This window comes from Novilysobacter antarcticus (assembly GCF_019802285.1).
Lineage (GTDB): Bacteria > Pseudomonadota > Gammaproteobacteria > Xanthomonadales > Xanthomonadaceae > Novilysobacter > Novilysobacter antarcticus.
In genome coordinates this window covers 818094-835015 of record NZ_JAIEUJ010000001.1, presented here as the reverse complement: position 1 = coordinate 835015, position 16922 = coordinate 818094, and the positions used below count along the sequence as shown (strand labels likewise).

The following is a 16922-nucleotide window of genomic DNA, read 5'->3' as shown; positions in this document are numbered from 1 at the left end:
AACTCGCCAATACTCGCGGAAGGGACTTGAAGTAAGAGTGATTTCGTGCGTTCGGGTGTTTTTTCACGCCTGAAGACAAGGACCTCCCCCGAACCGGGTTAGGCTGCGCGTCCTTACTCAGATGCGTTATGCGCTCAAATTCGAGGTTTGCCACGTGGGACATACTCCTGGACGCGCCTGGCCGTCGCTGATTCTCCTGCACTGTTGCGTCGTGATAGCGCTCTCGTCTCACTCGGCAGCGCACGCGCAGTCGGCCGGTCTCTCCGCAAGCGAACACCGCGTTCCTACAGGGTCGGCGGTGGAACTGGCGCCAGTGGTGGTGTCAGCGACGCGCATCCCTGCCGATGCCCTGGTCGTGCCGGCCGCGATCGACGTGCTCGAGAGCGACGCCATCCACCGGGCGCGCCCGGCCATTGACCTCTCCGAGAGCCTGGGCCGGATACCCGGCGTGGTCGCCCGCAATCGACAGAACGACGCCCAGGACCTGCAGATCTCGATTCGCGGCTTCGGCGCCCGCGCCACCTTTGGCGTGCGTGGGGTGAGGCTGTACACCGATGGCATCCCGGCCACGATGCCCGACGGACAGGGGCAGGTATCCCACTTTCCGATCGCCTCGGCGGAGCGCATCGAAGTATTGCGCGGACCGTTTTCCGCCCTGTACGGCAATGCGTCTGGCGGGGTGATCTCGCTATTCACCGCAGCGGCGCCGGCCGAACCGACGGCTTCGGCGGGCCTGGTCGTGGGCGGTTACGGCTTGCAGCAGGGCTCGCTGTCGTTCCAGTCACCCTGGGGTCGCCACGGCGATGGGAGTCTCGTGAGTGATTTCACCGACGTGCGCAGCGACGGCTATCGACGCCACAGTCGTTCGCACCGGCGCAGTGGTCAGGCGGTGATCAAGGGCGTTGCCGGGACAGGGACCCGCTACACCGTGCTGGTCAACGGTCTGGACCTGGAGGCCGACGATCCACAGGGACTGACGGCGAGCCAGGTGCGCGGCGACCGTCGCGCGGCCAGTGAGGGCGCGCTTGCCTTCGATACCCGCAAGACGGTCCGCCAGGGACAGGCCGGCGCCCAGATCGAGCAGGCGCTGGGTGAATCCCAGACGGTGCGCCTGACCGCGCATGCGGGCAGCCGCAAGACCACCCAGATGCTGTCCGTGCCGGTCATCGTTCAACGCAAGAACCCGATGCATGGCGGCGGGGCGATCGATCTGGACCGCGACTACAGCGGCGCCGATTTGCGTTGGCAATGGGCCTCAACGCTGCTGGAGCGGCCGTTTTCGCTGACCACCGGGCTGGAGTACCAGGTGTCCGAGGAGCGCCGGCGCGGGTTCGAGAATTTCATCGGCGACCGGATTGGTGTGGTTGGCAAGCTCCGGCGTGACCAGGTTGACCGGGTCACCGCCCGCGATGCCTATGCCCAGGCCGAGTGGGCGCCCGCCGAGCGCTGGCGGATCAACCTGGGGGCCCGGCGCAGCCAGGTGCGATTCGGCTCGCGCGACCATTACGTGACCGCCGACAACCCCGATGACAGTGGTTCGCTGGACTACGCGCGCACCTCGCCGGTGGCCGGGGTGTTGTTCCGGGCCACGCCGTGGTTGAGCGTTTATGCCAACGCGGGAGCCGGGTTCGAGACGCCAACCTTGTCCGAGTTGGCCTATCGCGATGACGGCCGCAGCGGCCTGAACGACGGCCTCGCCCCGGCGCGCAGCCGCAACATTGAAGCCGGCGTCCGTGCACGGCGTGACACCTGGGAGTGGTCCGGTGCGGTGTTCCAGAGCCGGACCCGCGACGAACTGGTGGTGATCGCCAATCAGGGCGGACGCAGCGTCTACGGCAACGCCGGGGTGTCGCGCCGCCGGGGCGTCGAACTGGCCGGCACGATCGAGTTTGCCCCGCAGTGGCATCTGTCCGGCGCCTACACCTTCCTGGACGCCGAGTATCTGACTGATTTTGCCGCGTGCGGCACGCCGCCCTGCGGCGACGACAGCCTCCTCATCGAGGCCGGGCGTCGCATCCCGGGCCTGGCGCGCAATACCGCCTGGTCGGAGCTGCGCTGGAGCCCTCTTGCCTCGACCGACGTGATGCTGGAAGCGCAGTTCACCGACCGCATCGCCGTGGATGATGCCAACTCCGAGTACGCACCTGCCGCCGCGCGCTTCGATCTGGCCGCCGAGCACCGTCTTCAGGCCGGCGGGCTGGAGTGGCGCGGATTCGCACGCCTCAACAACGTCTTTGACCGCGACATCATCGGCTCGGTGATCGTCAATGACGGCAACGGGCGCTTTTACGAGCCGGCGCCGGGTCGCCACTGGCAGGTCGGTGTTTCCGCGAGCCGCAGCTTCTGAGTGAGCCAAACACCGCCAACGGCATGGGCTTTGGCCATCCGCATCGCGTAGGCTCCGGGTTCCGATTTTTCCGGACGAGCGAAAGATGACGATCAACGCCGCCGCGGCGACCGGCAAGGCCCGGTTTCCGCGCCAGATCCGCTACATCATCGGCAACGAGGGATGCGAGCGCTTCAGCTTCTATGGCATGCGCAACATCCTGGTGCAGTTCCTGATCACCTCGACGTTGCTGCAGCACATCCTGGAAGGCACCGAGCGCGAGCTCGCGGCGAAGGACCTGATGCACACCTTCATGATCGGTGTGTACTTCTTCCCGTTGCTGGGCGGCTACCTGTCGGACCGGTTTTTCGGCAAGTACAACACCATCCTGTGGTTCAGCCTCATCTACTGCGCCGGGCATGCGTGCCTGGCGATGTTCGAGGACAGTCGCACGGGCTTCTTTACCGGCCTGGGCCTGATCGCCCTGGGCGCGGGCGGCATCAAACCGCTGGTGGCGTCCTTCGTGGGCGACCAGTTCGACCACACCAACAAGCATCTGGCGAAGGTCGTTTTCGACGGCTTCTACTGGATCATCAACTTCGGCTCCCTGTTCGCCTCGCTGATGATGCCGTTGTTCCTCAAGCACTTCGGTGCCAGCGTGGCCTTCGGCATCCCCGGCGCGCTGATGTTCATCGCCACGTTTGTGTTCTGGCTCGGCCGCAAGCACTACGTGATCGTGCCGCCGGCCACGGTGGCCGATCCGGACTCCTTCTCGCGGGTCATCCGCACCGCGCTGCTGGCCGAGAGGCCGGGGCAGGGGAGGATGGGTTTGTGGATGGCGATGGCAGGCGTGGTGGTCGCGGCCGCCTCATTCGCCCTGATCCCGACCCTGGGCTTCGTGATCGCGTTCTGCATCGCACTGGTGGTGCTGCTGGTTGGCGTGGGCGGCGGCGCCTACCTGCAGCTGGACCGCGCCCGCGGTGTGCATCCGGACATGGCGGTCGATGGCGTTCGCAGCGTCCTGCGTGTGCTGGTGATCTTCGCGCTGACCACGCCGTTCTTCTCGCTGTTCGACCAGAAGGCATCGACCTGGGTCATCCAGGGCAACGCGATGACCAAGCCCGAGTGGTTCGTGTCATCGCAGATGCAGGCGTTGAACCCGGCGCTGGTGATGATCCTGATTCCGTTCAACAACCTGGTCCTGTACCCGGCGCTGCGTCGCTTCGGCTGGGAGCCGACCGCGCTGCGACGGATGACCGCAGGCATCGCCTTCAGTGGGCTGGCGTGGATCGTCATCGGTGGCATCCAGGTGGCCATGGACAACGGTGATCCGATGTCGATCGTCTGGCAGGTCCTGCCATATGCGCTGCTGACCTTCGGCGAGGTGCTGGTCTCGGCGACCGGGCTTGAGTTTGCCTACAGCCAGGCGCCACTCGCGATGAAGGGCGTGGTGATGAGCTTCTGGAACCTGACCACCACCATCGGCAACCTCTGGGTGCTGCTGGCCAATGCCGCGGTACGCAATGATGCGGTGACCGGCAACATCGCCGCGACCGGCCTGAGTACCGCGTCGTTCCAGATGTTCTTCTTCGCTGCCTTCGCACTGGTGGCCGCACTGGTGTTCGGACTCTATGCCCGCCGTTACCGCGTCGTCGACCACTACCGGAAAGTCTGACCCATGATCACATTGGCCATTATTGCCATCACCGTGCTGGTGTCCTGGCAGGCGTTCGGCAACCCTCGCCTGCTGGAGCGCCTCATCCTTTGGCCGCCGGCAATCAGCGGCGCGAAGCAGTACGACCGCCTCATCACACACGGCTTCATCCACGCCGATTGGCAGCACCTGTTGTTCAACATGATCACGCTGTTCTTTTTCGGCCGGTTCGCCGAGCAGCTGATAACGCAGATGATCGGGCCCGTCGGCTTCGCGCTCTTTTACCTGTCGGCGATCGTGGTGGCGATCATGCCCACCTACCTGCGCCACAAGGGTGACCGCAACTACCGCAGTCTGGGGGCGTCCGGGGCGGTGTCGGCGGTGTTGTTCGCCTTCATCCTGGTCAAGCCGTGGTCGCTGATCTTCGTTTTCTTCCTGCCGGTGCCAGCAATCCTGTACGGCGTGTTCTTTGTCGGCTACTCGTTCTGGATGGACCGCAGCGGCGCCGGCCGAACCAACCACAGTGCCCACCTGTCGGGCGCGATCTACGGCGTTCTGTTCGTGCTGATGCTCAATCCGGCCATCGGTAGCCACTTCCTGCGTGAGCTGCTGAGCCCATCGTTCGGGTGAGGCCGGTCAGGATTCGAGCGGTTCGGTAGCCTCGTCGCCGTAGGTTTGCAGCAGGCGCTGGTAGACGATGGCATCGAGGCTCTCCAGTTCCGCGCCGTCGGCCGCCGAATCCTGGCTCAGCTCGTAGAGCCGCGTGACCAATTCCTCTGCATCGTTGTCCGCCCCCGCAGTGCAGGGTGGGGGAAACGAATTGTCCTGATCCCACATTGCTGATCTCCCCAACCCCGCGGCAAGCGGGGATAACCAGGTAAGCGCAGGTTCCGTGCCAGTCGCCAACGCCCGGGATGGGGAGCCCGGGGCAGGGGCGCGTTGCCCCGGTGCGTCAGGTCCAGCCGAGGGATGGCACGCTCTGCCCATGTGCGCGGTGCTCATGCCTGGTGAATGCCTCCGGTAGTAGATTGCTGGCAACCCAACAACACCAGGAGCTTCCCCATGGCAGGTCAATCTTCTCCACAAACGCCACCGCCGCGTCACGACGTTGACGCCGGCCGCTTCATTCTCACCGTCGATGGCACCGATGCGGTACTCGACTATCAAGAGGAAGGCGGTGTCATGGTTATCACCCACACCGTTGTGCCCTCCGAGATTGGCGGCCGCGGAATAGCCGGGCAACTCGTGGAAGCGGCCTTCGAGCACGCCAGCAGGCAGGAATGGAAGGTGCGCCCGGAATGCAGCTATGCCGCTGGATGGGCCAAGCGCCATCCCGCCTATCTTTCCCTCGTGGAACAAGGCGGGTAACTGCCCAGGGGCTTTGCCGTTGTCGGCCGATCATGGTCGGGTGTTCGCCATTGACGGACACTTGTGCCAGCCTACGCGACCCGTACCGGTCACCAAGCAGCCATGCGCCTCAACAAACACATCAGCGAAAGCGGTTTCTGTTCCCGCCGCGAAGCCGATCGCCTGATCTCCGAAGGTCGGGTGACCGTGAACGGTGTTCGCGCGAGGGTCGGCTCGGAAGTCGGTGAGGATGACGAGGTCAAGATCGATGGCCAGGCGTTGCGCGTGCGTACCGTGGCCAAGGGCAAGCGCAAGCACGTATACATCATGCTCAACAAGCCGGTGGGGATCACCTGCACGACCGAGTCGGCGGTGGACGGGAACATCATCGATTTCATTGGCCACGAGCAGCGGATCTTTCCTGTCGGCCGGCTCGACAAGGACTCGGAAGGGCTGATCCTGCTGACCAGCAACGGTGACATCGTCAACGAGATCCTGCGTGCCGAGAACAAGCTGGAGAAGGAGTATCTGGTCGCGGTCAATCACGACGTGACGCCGGAGTTCCTGCGCGCGATGGCCAAGGGGGTGCCCATCCACGGCCAGACCACGTTGCCCTGCAAGACCTCCAAGTTGGGGCGTTTTGGGTTCCGCATCGTGCTGGTGCAAGGGCTCAACCGCCAGGTCCGCCTGATGGCTGCGTACTTCAAATTCCGGGTCAAAACGCTGGTGCGTGTCCGTATTGGCAACGTCAAACTGGGCCGCTTGAAGATCGGCCAATGGCGAAATCTGACCGACGAGGAACTGCAGGGTCTGATTCCGCACCGCACCGAGTGGTGAGGGGATACCCCGCCGGACCTGATCCGCAGCAATAAACAGCCGTTCGAGCCCAGGCGTTGTCGCGCAGGGCTTTCGTGCATACGGACGTCACGTCCGCGCGATTAGGCTGCGCACAAATCGTTCAGGGAATCGCTTCATGCGTCACACGCCACTTATCGCCGCGCTCATGGCCGGCTTGCTGGTCACCGCCATCGGTTGTGACCGCTCTTCGCCCGATGCTGCCCGTCCCGCGGACACCGCCACCACTCAGCCTTCGGGGTTGCCCGAGCCGGTGACCGACGACCAGCCGGTAGTGCTTGAGGACGTTGTCGAGGGAACGAGCGACTATCTCGTCGGCATCAGCTATCAGGGCGACGCGTCAACGTATCCCGGTCTGGCGCGGCAGTTGAAAGCGTACGCCGACAGTGCCCGCGAGGAAATGATCCAGGCCGCGCAGTCGCGCCCCCGTGGAGAAGACGCCGGCAGCAATGTTCCCTACGACCTGTCACTGAGCTTTGTCGAGGTGCTGCGTACGCCGCAGCTCGTCTCCTGGGCTGCCGATGGCAGCAGCTACACGGGCGGCGCCCATGGGATGCCGTTGCTTGCGCGTTTCAACTGGCTTCCCGCGCAGGAGAAGATGCTCACCGCTGAGGATCTAGTAACCGACGCGGCCGGCTGGAAGGCGATTTCCGACTTCACCCGCGAACAACTGCACACGGACCTCTCCCAGCGCGTCGATGCCGATCATCCGGATCCCGCAGAGCGCACCCGGATGATGCGCAACGCGAGCCGCATGATCGATGAGGGAACCGTGCCCGAGGCCGCGCAGTTCGCCCAGTTCGAACCCTTGCAGGGCACAGCGGGGAAGCTGCGCGGACTGCGTTTTGTTTTCTCGCCCTATCAGGTCGGGCCCTACTCGGATGGCGTCCAGACCGTCGATGTGCCGGCAGGTGTGTTGATGCCGCATCTGGCCGCGCAATACCGTGAGCTCTTCGACGGCGGTAGTTAGCGTTGCAGCATCCGCAATGTGCCCACCCACAAAAAACGCCGCCGGGATCAACCCGGCGGCGTTTTTCATCCAGGCTTTGCGACTGGACTACTCCTTGATAACCGGCACCTTGCTGTCATCGGTGACCGTTCCATCAAGTCCGCGGCGCACCAGCAACGGCGTGATTTCCGCTTCATGGCCGGCGAAGTCGCGGAACAGCTGCAAGGCGTCCTTGCTGCCGCCGCGCGAGAGCAGGGTGTCGCGGAAGCGATCGCCGTTCTCGCGGGTCAGGCCGCCATTCTTCTTGATGTACTCAACCGTATTGGCGTCGAGCACTTCCGACCAGATGTAGGCGTAGTAGCCCGCTGCGTAGCCGCCCATAATGTGGCTGAAGTAGGGCGTGCGGTAGCGCGGCGGCACGGCGGCGTAGTCGGTCCCGTTGGCTTTCAGCGCAGCGCCTTCAAAGTCCATCACGCCGGCAGCGTCAGGGATCTTGTCGGCCTTGGCCTGGTGCCAGCTCTGGTCAAGCATCGCCGAACCCAGGTACTCGGTGGTGGCAAAGCCCTGGTTGAACTTGGAGGCGGCCGCCACCTTGTCCAGCAACGCCTGCGGCATCGCCTCGCCGGTCTTGTAGTGCTTGGCGTAGTTCGCCAGCACGCTGGGCCAATCGGCCCACATCTCGTTGACTTGGGACGGGAACTCGACAAAGTCGCGCGGCACGCTGGTGCCGCTGAAGTACGGGTACTTCACGTTCGAGAACATGCCGTGCAGCGCATGGCCGAACTCGTGAAACATCGTGGTGGTCTCGTCCCACGTCATCAGGGCCGGGCCATTGGTCGGCTTGGTGATGTTGAGGTGGTTGGCAACGATCGGCAGGTTGCCCGTCAGTTCGGACTGGGAGACGTAGGAGTTCATCCACGCCCCGCCGCGCTTGGACGGACGGGCAAACGGGTCGAACACGAAGATCGCCAGCTGGCTGCCGTCCTTGTCGAACACGTCATACGTGGTCACGTCGGGGTGGTAGACCGGCAGGTCGGTGCGCTGCTTGAAGGTCAGGCCGTACAGCTGGCCGGCGGCGTAGAACACGCCGTTCTCGAGCACGTTCTTCATTTCCAGATACGGCTTGAGCTGGGACTCGTCGAAGTCGTATTTGTCGGCGCGGACCTTCTCGGTGTAATACGCCCAATCCCACGGCTCCAGCTTGAAGGTGGGCTCGCCCTTGGCGGCCTGCTCCTTGTCGATCATCGCCTGCAGCGCAGCGCCTTCGCGGCGGGCGTTGGCGACGGCCGGGGGAGCCAGCTTGCCGAGCATTTCGTTTACCGCCTCGGGGGTCTTGGCGGTTTCATCGGCCAGCACGTAGGCCGCGTAGGTCGGATAGCCCAGCATCTCGGCCTTTTCGGCGCGCAGCTTGAGGATCGTCGAGACCAGCTTGGTGTTGTCGAACTCGTTGCCACGGCTGCCGCGGCTCACCGATGCCTTGTACAGGCGCTCGCGCAGGGCGCGGTTCTCGAGCTGCGACTGCAACGGCTGGCCGGTGGTGTTGAGCAGGGCGATGACGTACTTGCCGTCCTTGCCGGCGGCCTTGGCCGCATCGGCGGCGGCGGCGATCTGGTCGTCCGTCATGCCGGCCAGCTCGTCCTTGCTGTCAACCGTAATGGCGGAGGCGTTGACCTCGGCCAGCACGTTCTGGTTGAACTGGGTGCTGAGGTTGGCCAACTCGCCGTTGATCTCCTTCAGGCGGACCTTGTCGGCTTCGGGAAGCTTGGCGCCCGAACGGACCAGGTCGGTGTGGTACCGCTCGACCAGGCGCACGCCCTCGGCGTCCAGGCCCAGCGAGTCGCGGGTGTCGTACAGCTTCTGGATGCGCTCGAAGAGCTTCGGGTTCAGCGCAATGGCGTCGCGGTGCGCGGCCAGCTTGGGCGCGTACTCGGCCTGGATCGCCTTGCGGGTGTCGTTGGTGTCCGCACCGACCAGCGAGAAGAACACGGTCGAGGTACGGTCGAGGATCTCGCCGGACTTCTCCAGCGCGATGATGGTGTTCTCGAAGGTCGGCGCCTCGGCGTTGTCGGCGATCGCTTCGACTTCCTTGAGGTGCTCGGCCATGCCGCGATCAAAGCCGGGGCCGAAATCGGCGTCGGTGATCTTGTCGAAGGCGGGGTAGTGCAGCGGTAGGCTGCTCTCGGCAAAGAAGGGGTTGTCGCTGGATTCGTTCACGGTGTTGCCGTCCTGGGTTGCGGACTGGCTGGGCTCAGCCGTATTGGCGTCGGACTGGCTGCAGGCGGCCAGGCTGGTGGTCAGCGCCACTGCCAGGGCCAGCGCGAGAGGGTGCTTCATAGGACAGGAACCTCGTCGATGGGATGCTGCAGCCTAACCGATACGCCATTTTCGCACCCATGACAAAAGCCACCCCCACGCCGGCGGATGGGGGCCGGTATCCTTGCAAACCTCAAGGGTCCGCGAGCGGGCCCGGCCACCCGCAAGAGCGTCCGATCGCCGATGAAAGACCAATTATCACCCTGGGTCCAGCAATGGCTGGACGTGTTGCTCCCAGCCGGGCAGATCGTGCTGATCGTGATTGCGGCGTGGGCGGTGCGCGCACTGGGGCGGCGCCTGATCACGCGGGTCAGCCAGCGCTACAACCTGTTGCCGCAGGTGGCGATCGGCGGCCGTCGTCTGCTGGGATTCCTGGTGTCCTTCGGCGCCCTGCTGTTGATTCTGGAGCGCTTTGGCGTCTCAGGGACCATCCTGTGGACCGCGTTCACCGGCTTTGCCGCCGTAGGCGCGGTAGCGTTCTTCGCCGCATGGAGCGTGCTGTCCAATATTTTCTGCACCGCGTTGATCCTCACCACCCGTCCATTCCGGCTGAATGACCACATCGAATTGCTGGAAAATGGGGAAAAGCCGGGCCTGAAAGGCCAGGTGGTGGACATCAACCTGATCTACACCACGCTGCAGGAATGCATCGACGGCAAGTCCTCGTCGGTCCTGCAAGTGCCCAACAACCTGTTCTTCCAGCGCACGGTGCGCCGTCACCTGCCTGCGCGTGGCGGCGCTAATCCGACTGCTATCACCACCCAGCCCCAAGGCGTCACGACGTATCCGAACGTGCTTGCGAATCCGACTGAACAGAGCACCAACCGGCGCTACGGTCTGCCCGACGCTTGATCCCGGTCAGGGCCTGCCGGCGGTGGTCCGCCCACCATGGGTGGCAAGGTGAATACAGGCAGGAGTACCGGCATGAGCGAGTTTCACGTCGACATGGGCGACAGGGTGGGCGCCGCAACGATCGACCCACAGGCGCTGGCGCGGATCGAAGACGCCATTTACGACGTTGACCCCGCCGCGGTAGTCGATTTCACCCCAGCCAGCCGACGACTGCGTGTCGCCGCTGCGTTGGATTCGGATCATCTGGCCGTCGTGCTGGGCTTTGCGGGCTATCCGGTGGAGCCGGATGCGATCGAGCAGTTGCCGTCCATCTGCTGCGGTGGTTGCAGCGGCTGAGTGGTGCGGGCATCGTCCTTTGATGGAGGCGGCATCGTGCCGTGCACCTGGGAGGCGGGCCATGGTCACACAAAGCGCGTATCGCTCGTTCGCCGAGTTCTATCCGCACTATCTGGCTGAGCACTCGAACAGGACGTCGCGCCGGCTGCATTTCATCGGTACCACGCTGGTCCCGGTTCTTCTGCTTGGCGCTGTTTTGACCGGGAACGGCTGGCTGGCGATGTTTGCACCGATCCAGGCCTACGGATTGGCGTGGACCGGACACTTCGTTTTCGAGCACAACCGACCGGCGACCTTCCGCCATCCGTGGTGGAGTCTGCGAGGCGATTGGCGGATGTGGCGGGAGATGCTGAGCGGGAAGATCCGATTCTGACGCAACGCACGCTGCGGGACTCCGTCAGCTCCGGTCGGGTGGTGGAGCGGCATCCGCCATACGTTTCTGCCGGTCGATCTCCAGCTGCGTCAGATACAGCCGCATATCGAACTCCAACTGGTGGTAGTCCGGTTCCATGTGCGCGCAGAGTTGGTAGAACGGCTTGTTGTGCGCCGCCTCACGCAGGTGGGCTAGCTCGTGCACGACGATCATGCGGAGAAATGGCTCTGGCGCATCGCGGAAAACCCCGGCAATCCGGATCTCGCGACTGGCCTTGAGGCGGGAACCCTGCACGCGCGAGACCGATGTGTGGGTGCCGAGTGCGTGACGCACCGCCTGCAGGCGGTTGTCGAACACCACCTTGTCCAGAGGTGGCGACTTGCGCATGTGGCGATCCTTGAGCGCGACCACGTAACCATAAAGCGCGCTGTCGTTGCGGACATCGTGGGCCTGGTTGTAGCGCTGACGCAGCCACGGGCCAAGGCGATCCGCACCAATCATCGCCCTGATCTGATCGAGCAGGTGGGCGTCATAACCGGCGAGGTACTTCAGCTCGGACATGTGGCTACGATACGGCAATGCGGCAGTCGTTCGGTCTCGCAGGCACTGCATTTGATCGAGTCACGACGTCGCCTTCAGGTACGCCGGGTACACTGCCTGCAGGTAGCAATACCGGCGGTTTTTCCGCCCAATTCCACGTTCACCGAGGTGCCATGATGCATTCCCTTATCGACGACTTCAGCGCAAATCTTTTCCAGGATCCGGTCGGCCCGTGCATATCGCTGTACCAGCCGACCCATCGCAGCCATCCGGACAACGGTCAGGACCGTATCCGCTTCGGCAATCTGGTCAAGAAGGCGGAGGCGTCGTGGAAGGAGCGCTATCCGGACAAGGACCCGGCGCCCCTGCTGGCCAACCTGCGCAAGCTGGGCGAGGAGCATAAGTTCTGGAACCACACGTTGGACGGGTTGGCAGTCCTGGTCTCACCTGAAATTTTCCGTGTCTATCGTCTGCAGCGTGCGGTGCCCGAGCTGGTCAACGTCGGCGAGAGCTTCCACATCAAGCCTCTGCTGCGGATGGTGCAGTCCGCGGATCGTTACCAAGTGCTGGCGATCAACCGTCACAGCGCCAAGATGTTCGTCGGCAACCGCGATGCACTGGACCCGTTCGACGCCGGCGACGACTTTCCGGACACCCTGGAATCGGTGCTGGGTGACGATCCGCTTCGCCAGCGCCCGGCGTCGTGGTCGCGCGGCGCTGCGGCCACTATTGCCGGCGTCAACGATGGCCAGATCGAGCGGAGCAAACTCGTTGATGCCGATACCGAGCAGTTCTTCCGTGCGGTGGATCGTGCAGTCGCCGAGCAGTTCTCCCGGCCCTCGCGGCTGCCTTTGATGCTGGCGGCGCTGCCCGAGCACCAGGCGATGTTCCGCAAGTTGAGCCACAACGCCTATCTTCTGCCGCAGGGCATCGACACCCATCCCGACGCTCTTGGCATGGATGAGTTGCGCGAGCGGGCGTGGCGCGTCATGGAGCCCAAGTACCTAGAACGCCTGGCGGGACTGATCGATATGTACCACGCCGCGCGCGCGCGCTGGCTCGCCAACGACGATGTCGCCCAGGTCAGTCGCAGCGCGTTTTCCGGTCGCGTGTCCACGCTGCTGGTGGAGGCGGACCGCCAGGTCAACGGCACCATGGACCCCGAAAGCGGCGCGGTGGACTTCGCTGCCGAGGGTGGCATCGGCGAGGACCTGCTGGACGACATCGCCGAGAAGGTGATTGCCAACGGCGGCCAGGTCGTCGTGGTGCCCAAGGGACGGATGCCCAGCGAGACCGGGCTGGCGGCGATCTATCGCTTCTAAGTCGAGTATCCAGGCCAATCCGGGCGCTTCCAACGGCCCGGTTGGCAGTTCAACGTTGCGCCGGAATTCTAAGATGAGCCTGGTCTCGATGTGGGCCACTTCATGGCCCATGGAAACTGTCCAGCGGCTCGCGTGAATGTCTGGTCAGGCGCAGCGAGGCCATCGCCTGCAACCCGATGCCGATGGCGATAGGAGCTATTTCCGTTCGGCGTTGAGTTCAGCAGTCGTGTCAGGTTCTAGTATGGGGCTCCATATCGAACGGAGTTCCTTCGCATGCCGCACCTTGACACCCTCTCCGTACACGCCGGCCGCGAGGACTTAGGCCAGTTGGGTGTGCACGCACTGCCCATTGACCTCTCCACCACCTATCCCGTCCCCGACCTGGCCGCCGGTACAGCCAGTTTCGACGCGCTGGTGGCGGGAGACGCCACCGCAGCCAATCCCATCTATGCGCGTCTGCACAATCCCACCGTGGCGCGGGTGGAAGGCGCACTGGCACGGTTGGAGGGAAGTGAGGCCTGTGTCGCCTTCGGTTCCGGCATGGCGGCGTTGACGGCTCTGTTGATGGCGGTGCGCCAGCAGGGCGGACACGTTCTTGTGGTGCGTCCGTTGTACGGGACTTCCGATCATCTGCTCGCCAGCGGTATGGCCGGGCTGGAGGCCGAGTTTGTGGACGCGATCGACATCGGCTCGCGCCTGCGCCCCGATACGGCCTTGGTGATGATCGAGACTCCCGCAAATCCGACCCTGGATCTGGTCGATATACGCGCGGTGGTCGCGGCCGCCGGCAACGTGCCGGTGGCGGTCGATTCAACCTTTGCCACTCCGGTGCTGCAGAACCCGATGACCATGGGCGCGGCGTACGTATTGCACAGCGCGACCAAATTCCTTGGCGGACATGGTGATGTCATTGCCGGCATGGTGTGCTGCAGCGAGGAGAACGCCAAGCCGCTGCGTCAGGTCCGGGCAGTCACCGGTGCGCTTTTGCACCCGCTGGGTGCGTACCTGCTGCACCGCGGCCTGCCGACGTTGGCCTTGCGCGTGGAACGGGCCCAGCACAACGCCGGATTGCTGGCGCAGCGTCTCGCGGAACATCCGGCCGTGGCGAAGGTGTTCTATCCCGGCATGGGAACAGTCGCCAACGATCACCTGGCCGCCACCCAGATGCGCGGACCCGGCGCCTTGCTTGCCTTCGATCTGCACGGAGGCCATGCAGCGGCGGCCACAGTCATGAAGGCGGTGCGGCTGCTCACACCGGCAGTCAGTCTGGGCTCTGTGGACAGCCTGATCCAGCATCCTGCCGGGCTCACCCACCGCCTCCTCGACGAGGCCACCCGTCGGGCGACGGGCATCACTGCGGGCCTGTTGCGGGTATCGGCGGGCATTGAGCACGTGGATGACCTGTGGGCGGACCTGTCGCAGGCGCTGGACCAGGTTGGCGTCGCCGCGGATTCCCTGACGAGCGCTGCTATTGCGTAGCTGAGAGCGCCTGTCCACCACACTCGACCATCACGCGGCCGGCGCATCGTTTACGTTCCGGCCGACCCGGGCGATGATGCCCGCCCGGGCACGTTCGGCCTTTGAATTCATGGAGTGCGGTGAAGTGAAACTTGAGGAGCAGATCGTCCTGATTACCGGTGCAGGGCGCGGTCTGGGCATGGCCATCGCGCGTGCCTTTGCAAGGGAGGGCGCGAAGGTCGTGGTCAATTACCGTTCCAGCCGCGAGGCAGCCGAGGCACTGGTGGCCGAGTTGGGAGCGGGCCAGGCGCTCGCCGTGCAGGCCGACGTTACCGATCGGCCCCAGGTGGATCGGATGTTCCAGGCTGCGACAGACCACTTCGGGCAGCACGTCAGCACCCTGGTGAACAATGCGCTGGCCGATTTTTCGTTCAACGGCGATGCGCGCGCGAAAGCCGGCGACATTGCGTGGTCGCAGTTCTCCAGCCAGTTCGAGGGCAGCGTGCACGGTGCGCTCAACACGGTCCAGGCTGCGATCCCCGGCATGCGCGAGCTTGGCTTTGGCCGGATCATCAACATCGGCACCAACCTGTTCCAGAATCCGGTGGTGCCGTACCACGACTACACGGCGGCTAAGGCGGCGTTGCTGTCGCTGACACGGACCATGTCGGCCGACCTGGGTCCGTTCGGGATTACCGTGAACATGCTTTCCGGTGGGCTGTTGCGCACCACCGATGCCAGCGCCGCGACTCCCGAAGAGGTGTTTGACTACATCGCCGCGGGTACGCCGCTGCAGAGTGTGACCACACCGGCGGAGTTTGCCGATGCCGCGCTCTTCTTCGCCTCGCCGTGGTCGCGCGCCGTTACCGGCCAGAACCTGGTCGTGGATGGTGGGCTGGTCAAGGACTGAAGCGACAGGGTAGGGCGGCGACCCGGCTCGACCGGAGCAGCCGGCTGGTCACTCCGGCGGCAGCTCGGCCCCGTCGTAGAGGTGGGAATACGCTTCGCGAACATCCCGGCAATCTCGGCTGCCCATCTGGAATGCCCTGCACACGCCCGGGCGCTGGGGGTAGATCGAGCAGTTCATCCGGGTCGGATCCACTGCCACGCACCAGCCATCCTCATCCTGCGCCATCACCGAAAGACCCTGTGGAGTGCGGGTGATCATGTGGCGGGGAACGTTGCTGTCCTCTGGCATCACCAGGACGGTCTGTCGGCAGCACACCGCATCACAGAGCTGGCAGGAGATGGAACGATCGATACCCACCCCTGCGATTCCGCAATTGCCTGCCTTCACAGCACACCCGCCCTGGCGCGGCGGCGGAAGTGCAGTAGTCGCCCGCTCATGGTTTCCGGATCGTCCTCATCCAGCGCGCCGCGCGATTCGGTGACCTCGAATCCCTGCAGCGCCAGTGCGCGGGTGAAAGCGCCGCTGTGGCCGCGGCCCGGATCGCAGAACAGCAACTCGGCCGCGGGCAGGGCATGCCGGTCGACCAGTGCGGCGATCAGCTCGGCGTGCGGGCGCTCGTAAAGGACATCCGCGCCGATCAGCAGATCGAAGCGCCCCAGCGTCGGTAGCGGCACCCCCCACTGCAGCTTGCGATACGGCACGCTGGGAAGGTCGTTGAGTGCGCTGTTGTAGGCGAGGAAAGGCTCGGCGAGCGGGTGCATGTCGCTGGCGATCACATCCGCGCCTCGACGCTGCAGCACGAGGCTTGCCAGCGCCAGGCCGCAACCGATTTCCAGGATGCGTTTTCCCTCGATATCGAATGTCGCCATCGCGTTGGCAAGCAGTTCCCCGGCGGGCCAAACCTGCCCGAACAACGACCACTGGGCGGATGAGATACCCAAGCGTTCGGCGCGACCATCGGGATCGGAAAACTGCTGTTTGTCGCTGAGCGAGCGGATCGTGTAGTCGAACTCGCCCAGACGGATGCGCTGGTGGCGCGTGAGATAACCGGGCATGGAAACCCCCTTTGAAAACGTCGCCCGGTGAGGGCTGGACGCATGGCGGGAGCGGGCTTGCTGCCAGAAAGTGGTCCGCAAGGATGGACCCATACATCGGGCCCGAGCTAATGCTACCCGGTATTCCCCGTCAACGGACGCTCTTGGGCTGCGTACACGAGATAGGCAACTTCCACAGCCAATTCAACGGCTTGCAGTGGGTCGCTGCAGGCCTGGCCTATACTGTCCTGCCCCCCACTCTTCGATGGATGGTCCGTTGATGCCCGATATTCCAGCCTGTTCCAAGTGCGGTAAGGAAAACACCTACCCCGACGGTGACCATTACGTGTGCGCCGACTGCGGCCATGAATGGCCAATCAGTCCCGATGCGAGCGCCGGCGATGCGATGGTGGTCCGGGACGTGAACGGCAACGTCCTCAACGAGGGCGATACGGTCACCGTAATAAAGGACCTGAAGGTCAAGGGTTCCTCCATCCCGCTCAAGCAGGGCACGGTGATCCGCAACATCCGCCTGGTTGAGGACGACCCCGAAAACATCGAAGGCAACTCCGACAAGATCAAAGGCCTGGTGTTGAAGACCTGCTTCCTGAAAAAGGCCTGATGGTGGGAGGCTGGCGAAGGCTGGCCTGCCC

Annotated in this window: 18 protein-coding genes; 13 read left to right on the top strand and 5 right to left on the bottom strand. The window is 64.3% G+C overall.

What is annotated here, in order from left to right:
• Window positions 1-298 precede the first annotated feature (298 nt).
• From KZ491_RS03820 to KZ491_RS03810, 3 genes are all read left to right on the top strand, one after another.
• Window positions 299-2347 carry a TonB-dependent receptor family protein gene (locus KZ491_RS03820; RefSeq protein WP_222564494.1) on the top strand — a complete coding sequence of 683 codons (2049 nt, stop codon included), beginning with the start codon at window positions 299-301 and terminating at the stop codon, window positions 2345-2347.
• Window positions 2348-2432: 85 nt separating this feature from the next.
• Complete coding sequence (locus tag KZ491_RS03815; protein ID WP_222564493.1) at window positions 2433-4001, top strand: POT-type proton-dependent oligopeptide transporter; 1569 nt, start codon at window positions 2433-2435, stop codon at window positions 3999-4001.
• 3 nt (window positions 4002-4004) lie between these two features.
• Window positions 4005-4610, top strand: a complete 606-nt coding sequence (locus KZ491_RS03810) for a rhomboid family intramembrane serine protease (RefSeq protein ID WP_222564492.1) — start codon at window positions 4005-4007, stop codon at window positions 4608-4610.
• Window positions 4611-4616: 6 nt separating this feature from the next.
• On the opposite strand, the gene KZ491_RS03805 is transcribed toward KZ491_RS03810, so the two are convergent.
• On the bottom strand, window positions 4617-4817 hold the full coding sequence (locus KZ491_RS03805) for a hypothetical protein (RefSeq protein ID WP_222564491.1): 201 nt from the start codon (window positions 4815-4817) through the stop codon (window positions 4617-4619).
• Window positions 4818-5042: 225 nt separating this feature from the next.
• On the opposite strand from KZ491_RS03805, the gene KZ491_RS03800 reads away from it, so the two are divergent.
• The 3 genes from KZ491_RS03800 to KZ491_RS03790 all read left to right on the top strand — a co-directional run bounded on the left by KZ491_RS03800 (window position 5043) and on the right by KZ491_RS03790 (window position 7152).
• A complete protein-coding gene (locus KZ491_RS03800) occupies window positions 5043-5348 on the top strand; it encodes a GNAT family N-acetyltransferase (protein WP_222564490.1) in 306 nt (101 codons plus the stop codon).
• Between the two features lie 102 nt (window positions 5349-5450).
• Window positions 5451-6164 carry a pseudouridine synthase gene (locus tag KZ491_RS03795; RefSeq protein WP_222564489.1) on the top strand — a complete coding sequence of 238 codons (714 nt, stop codon included), beginning with the start codon at window positions 5451-5453 and terminating at the stop codon, window positions 6162-6164.
• A gap of 136 nt (window positions 6165-6300) precedes the next feature.
• Window positions 6301-7152, top strand: a complete 852-nt coding sequence (locus tag KZ491_RS03790) for a DUF3298 and DUF4163 domain-containing protein (protein ID WP_222564488.1) — start codon at window positions 6301-6303, stop codon at window positions 7150-7152.
• Window positions 7153-7239: 87 nt separating this feature from the next.
• Here the strand turns inward: KZ491_RS03790 and KZ491_RS03785 are convergent, their stop codons facing one another.
• A complete protein-coding gene (locus KZ491_RS03785) occupies window positions 7240-9465 on the bottom strand; it encodes a M3 family metallopeptidase (protein WP_222564487.1) in 2226 nt (741 codons plus the stop codon).
• A gap of 162 nt (window positions 9466-9627) precedes the next feature.
• Here KZ491_RS03785 and KZ491_RS03780 point away from each other — a divergent pair, with 162 nt between their 5' ends.
• From KZ491_RS03780 to KZ491_RS03770, 3 genes are all read left to right on the top strand, one after another.
• Window positions 9628-10296 (top strand): mechanosensitive ion channel family protein, encoded by a 669-nt coding sequence (locus KZ491_RS03780; protein ID WP_222564486.1) that lies wholly within the window; start codon window positions 9628-9630, stop codon window positions 10294-10296.
• A 72-nt stretch (window positions 10297-10368) separates the two neighbouring features.
• A complete protein-coding gene (locus KZ491_RS03775; protein WP_246606487.1) occupies window positions 10369-10632 on the top strand; it encodes a hypothetical protein in 264 nt (87 codons plus the stop codon).
• 61 nt (window positions 10633-10693) lie between these two features.
• Entirely contained in the window at window positions 10694-11005 is a 312-nt protein-coding gene (locus KZ491_RS03770) for an Mpo1-like protein (RefSeq protein WP_222564485.1), read from the top strand.
• A 24-nt stretch (window positions 11006-11029) separates the two neighbouring features.
• Here the strand turns inward: KZ491_RS03770 and KZ491_RS03765 are convergent, their stop codons facing one another.
• A complete protein-coding gene (locus KZ491_RS03765) occupies window positions 11030-11566 on the bottom strand; it encodes a M48 metallopeptidase family protein (RefSeq protein ID WP_222564484.1) in 537 nt (178 codons plus the stop codon).
• 152 nt (window positions 11567-11718) lie between these two features.
• Here KZ491_RS03765 and KZ491_RS03760 point away from each other — a divergent pair, with 152 nt between their 5' ends.
• The 3 genes from KZ491_RS03760 (at window position 11719) to KZ491_RS03750 (ending at window position 15235) form a co-directional block, all read left to right on the top strand.
• Window positions 11719-12867: a baeRF3 domain-containing protein gene (locus tag KZ491_RS03760; protein WP_222564483.1), complete on the top strand. Its 1149-nt coding sequence runs from the start codon at window positions 11719-11721 to the stop codon at window positions 12865-12867.
• A gap of 273 nt (window positions 12868-13140) precedes the next feature.
• On the top strand, window positions 13141-14346 hold the full coding sequence (locus KZ491_RS03755) for a trans-sulfuration enzyme family protein (protein ID WP_222564482.1): 1206 nt from the start codon (window positions 13141-13143) through the stop codon (window positions 14344-14346).
• A gap of 124 nt (window positions 14347-14470) precedes the next feature.
• Complete coding sequence (locus KZ491_RS03750; RefSeq protein ID WP_343225528.1) at window positions 14471-15235, top strand: 3-oxoacyl-ACP reductase; 765 nt, start codon at window positions 14471-14473, stop codon at window positions 15233-15235.
• A 48-nt stretch (window positions 15236-15283) separates the two neighbouring features.
• On the opposite strand, the gene KZ491_RS03745 is transcribed toward KZ491_RS03750, so the two are convergent.
• On the bottom strand, window positions 15284-15592 hold the full coding sequence (locus KZ491_RS03745) for a YkgJ family cysteine cluster protein (RefSeq protein ID WP_425493074.1): 309 nt from the start codon (window positions 15590-15592) through the stop codon (window positions 15284-15286).
• Between the two features lie 26 nt (window positions 15593-15618).
• Window positions 15619-16290: a class I SAM-dependent methyltransferase gene (locus KZ491_RS03740; RefSeq protein WP_222564481.1), complete on the bottom strand. Its 672-nt coding sequence runs from the start codon at window positions 16288-16290 to the stop codon at window positions 15619-15621.
• 259 nt (window positions 16291-16549) lie between these two features.
• Between KZ491_RS03740 and KZ491_RS03735 the strand changes: the two genes are divergently transcribed.
• Window positions 16550-16891 carry a zinc ribbon domain-containing protein YjdM gene (locus KZ491_RS03735; protein WP_222564480.1) on the top strand — a complete coding sequence of 114 codons (342 nt, stop codon included), beginning with the start codon at window positions 16550-16552 and terminating at the stop codon, window positions 16889-16891.
• Window positions 16892-16922 lie beyond the last annotated feature (31 nt).

Excerpts from the sequence above, each read along its gene's own strand:
- KZ491_RS03790 (WP_222564488.1), top strand. The coding sequence starts at position 6,301 with ATGCGTCACACGCCACTTATCGCCGCGCTCATGGCCGGCTTGCTGGTC.
- KZ491_RS03780 (WP_222564486.1), top strand. The coding sequence starts at position 9,628 with ATGAAAGACCAATTATCACCCTGGGTCCAGCAATGGCTGGACGTGTTG.
- KZ491_RS03810 (WP_222564492.1), top strand. The coding sequence starts at position 4,005 with ATGATCACATTGGCCATTATTGCCATCACCGTGCTGGTGTCCTGGCAG.
- KZ491_RS03815 (WP_222564493.1), top strand. The coding sequence starts at position 2,433 with ATGACGATCAACGCCGCCGCGGCGACCGGCAAGGCCCGGTTTCCGCGC.
- KZ491_RS03775 (WP_246606487.1), top strand. The coding sequence starts at position 10,369 with ATGAGCGAGTTTCACGTCGACATGGGCGACAGGGTGGGCGCCGCAACG.
- KZ491_RS03735 (WP_222564480.1), top strand. The coding sequence starts at position 16,550 with ATGCCCGATATTCCAGCCTGTTCCAAGTGCGGTAAGGAAAACACCTAC.
- KZ491_RS03785 (WP_222564487.1), bottom strand. The coding sequence starts at position 9,465 with ATGAAGCACCCTCTCGCGCTGGCCCTGGCAGTGGCGCTGACCACCAGC.
- KZ491_RS03760 (WP_222564483.1), top strand. The coding sequence starts at position 11,719 with ATGATGCATTCCCTTATCGACGACTTCAGCGCAAATCTTTTCCAGGAT.
- KZ491_RS03740 (WP_222564481.1), bottom strand. The coding sequence starts at position 16,290 with ATGCCCGGTTATCTCACGCGCCACCAGCGCATCCGTCTGGGCGAGTTC.
- KZ491_RS03770 (WP_222564485.1), top strand. The coding sequence starts at position 10,694 with ATGGTCACACAAAGCGCGTATCGCTCGTTCGCCGAGTTCTATCCGCAC.
- KZ491_RS03805 (WP_222564491.1), bottom strand. The coding sequence starts at position 4,817 with ATGTGGGATCAGGACAATTCGTTTCCCCCACCCTGCACTGCGGGGGCG.
- KZ491_RS03795 (WP_222564489.1), top strand. The coding sequence starts at position 5,451 with ATGCGCCTCAACAAACACATCAGCGAAAGCGGTTTCTGTTCCCGCCGC.
- KZ491_RS03755 (WP_222564482.1), top strand. The coding sequence starts at position 13,141 with ATGCCGCACCTTGACACCCTCTCCGTACACGCCGGCCGCGAGGACTTA.
- KZ491_RS03800 (WP_222564490.1), top strand. The coding sequence starts at position 5,043 with ATGGCAGGTCAATCTTCTCCACAAACGCCACCGCCGCGTCACGACGTT.
- KZ491_RS03765 (WP_222564484.1), bottom strand. The coding sequence starts at position 11,566 with ATGTCCGAGCTGAAGTACCTCGCCGGTTATGACGCCCACCTGCTCGAT.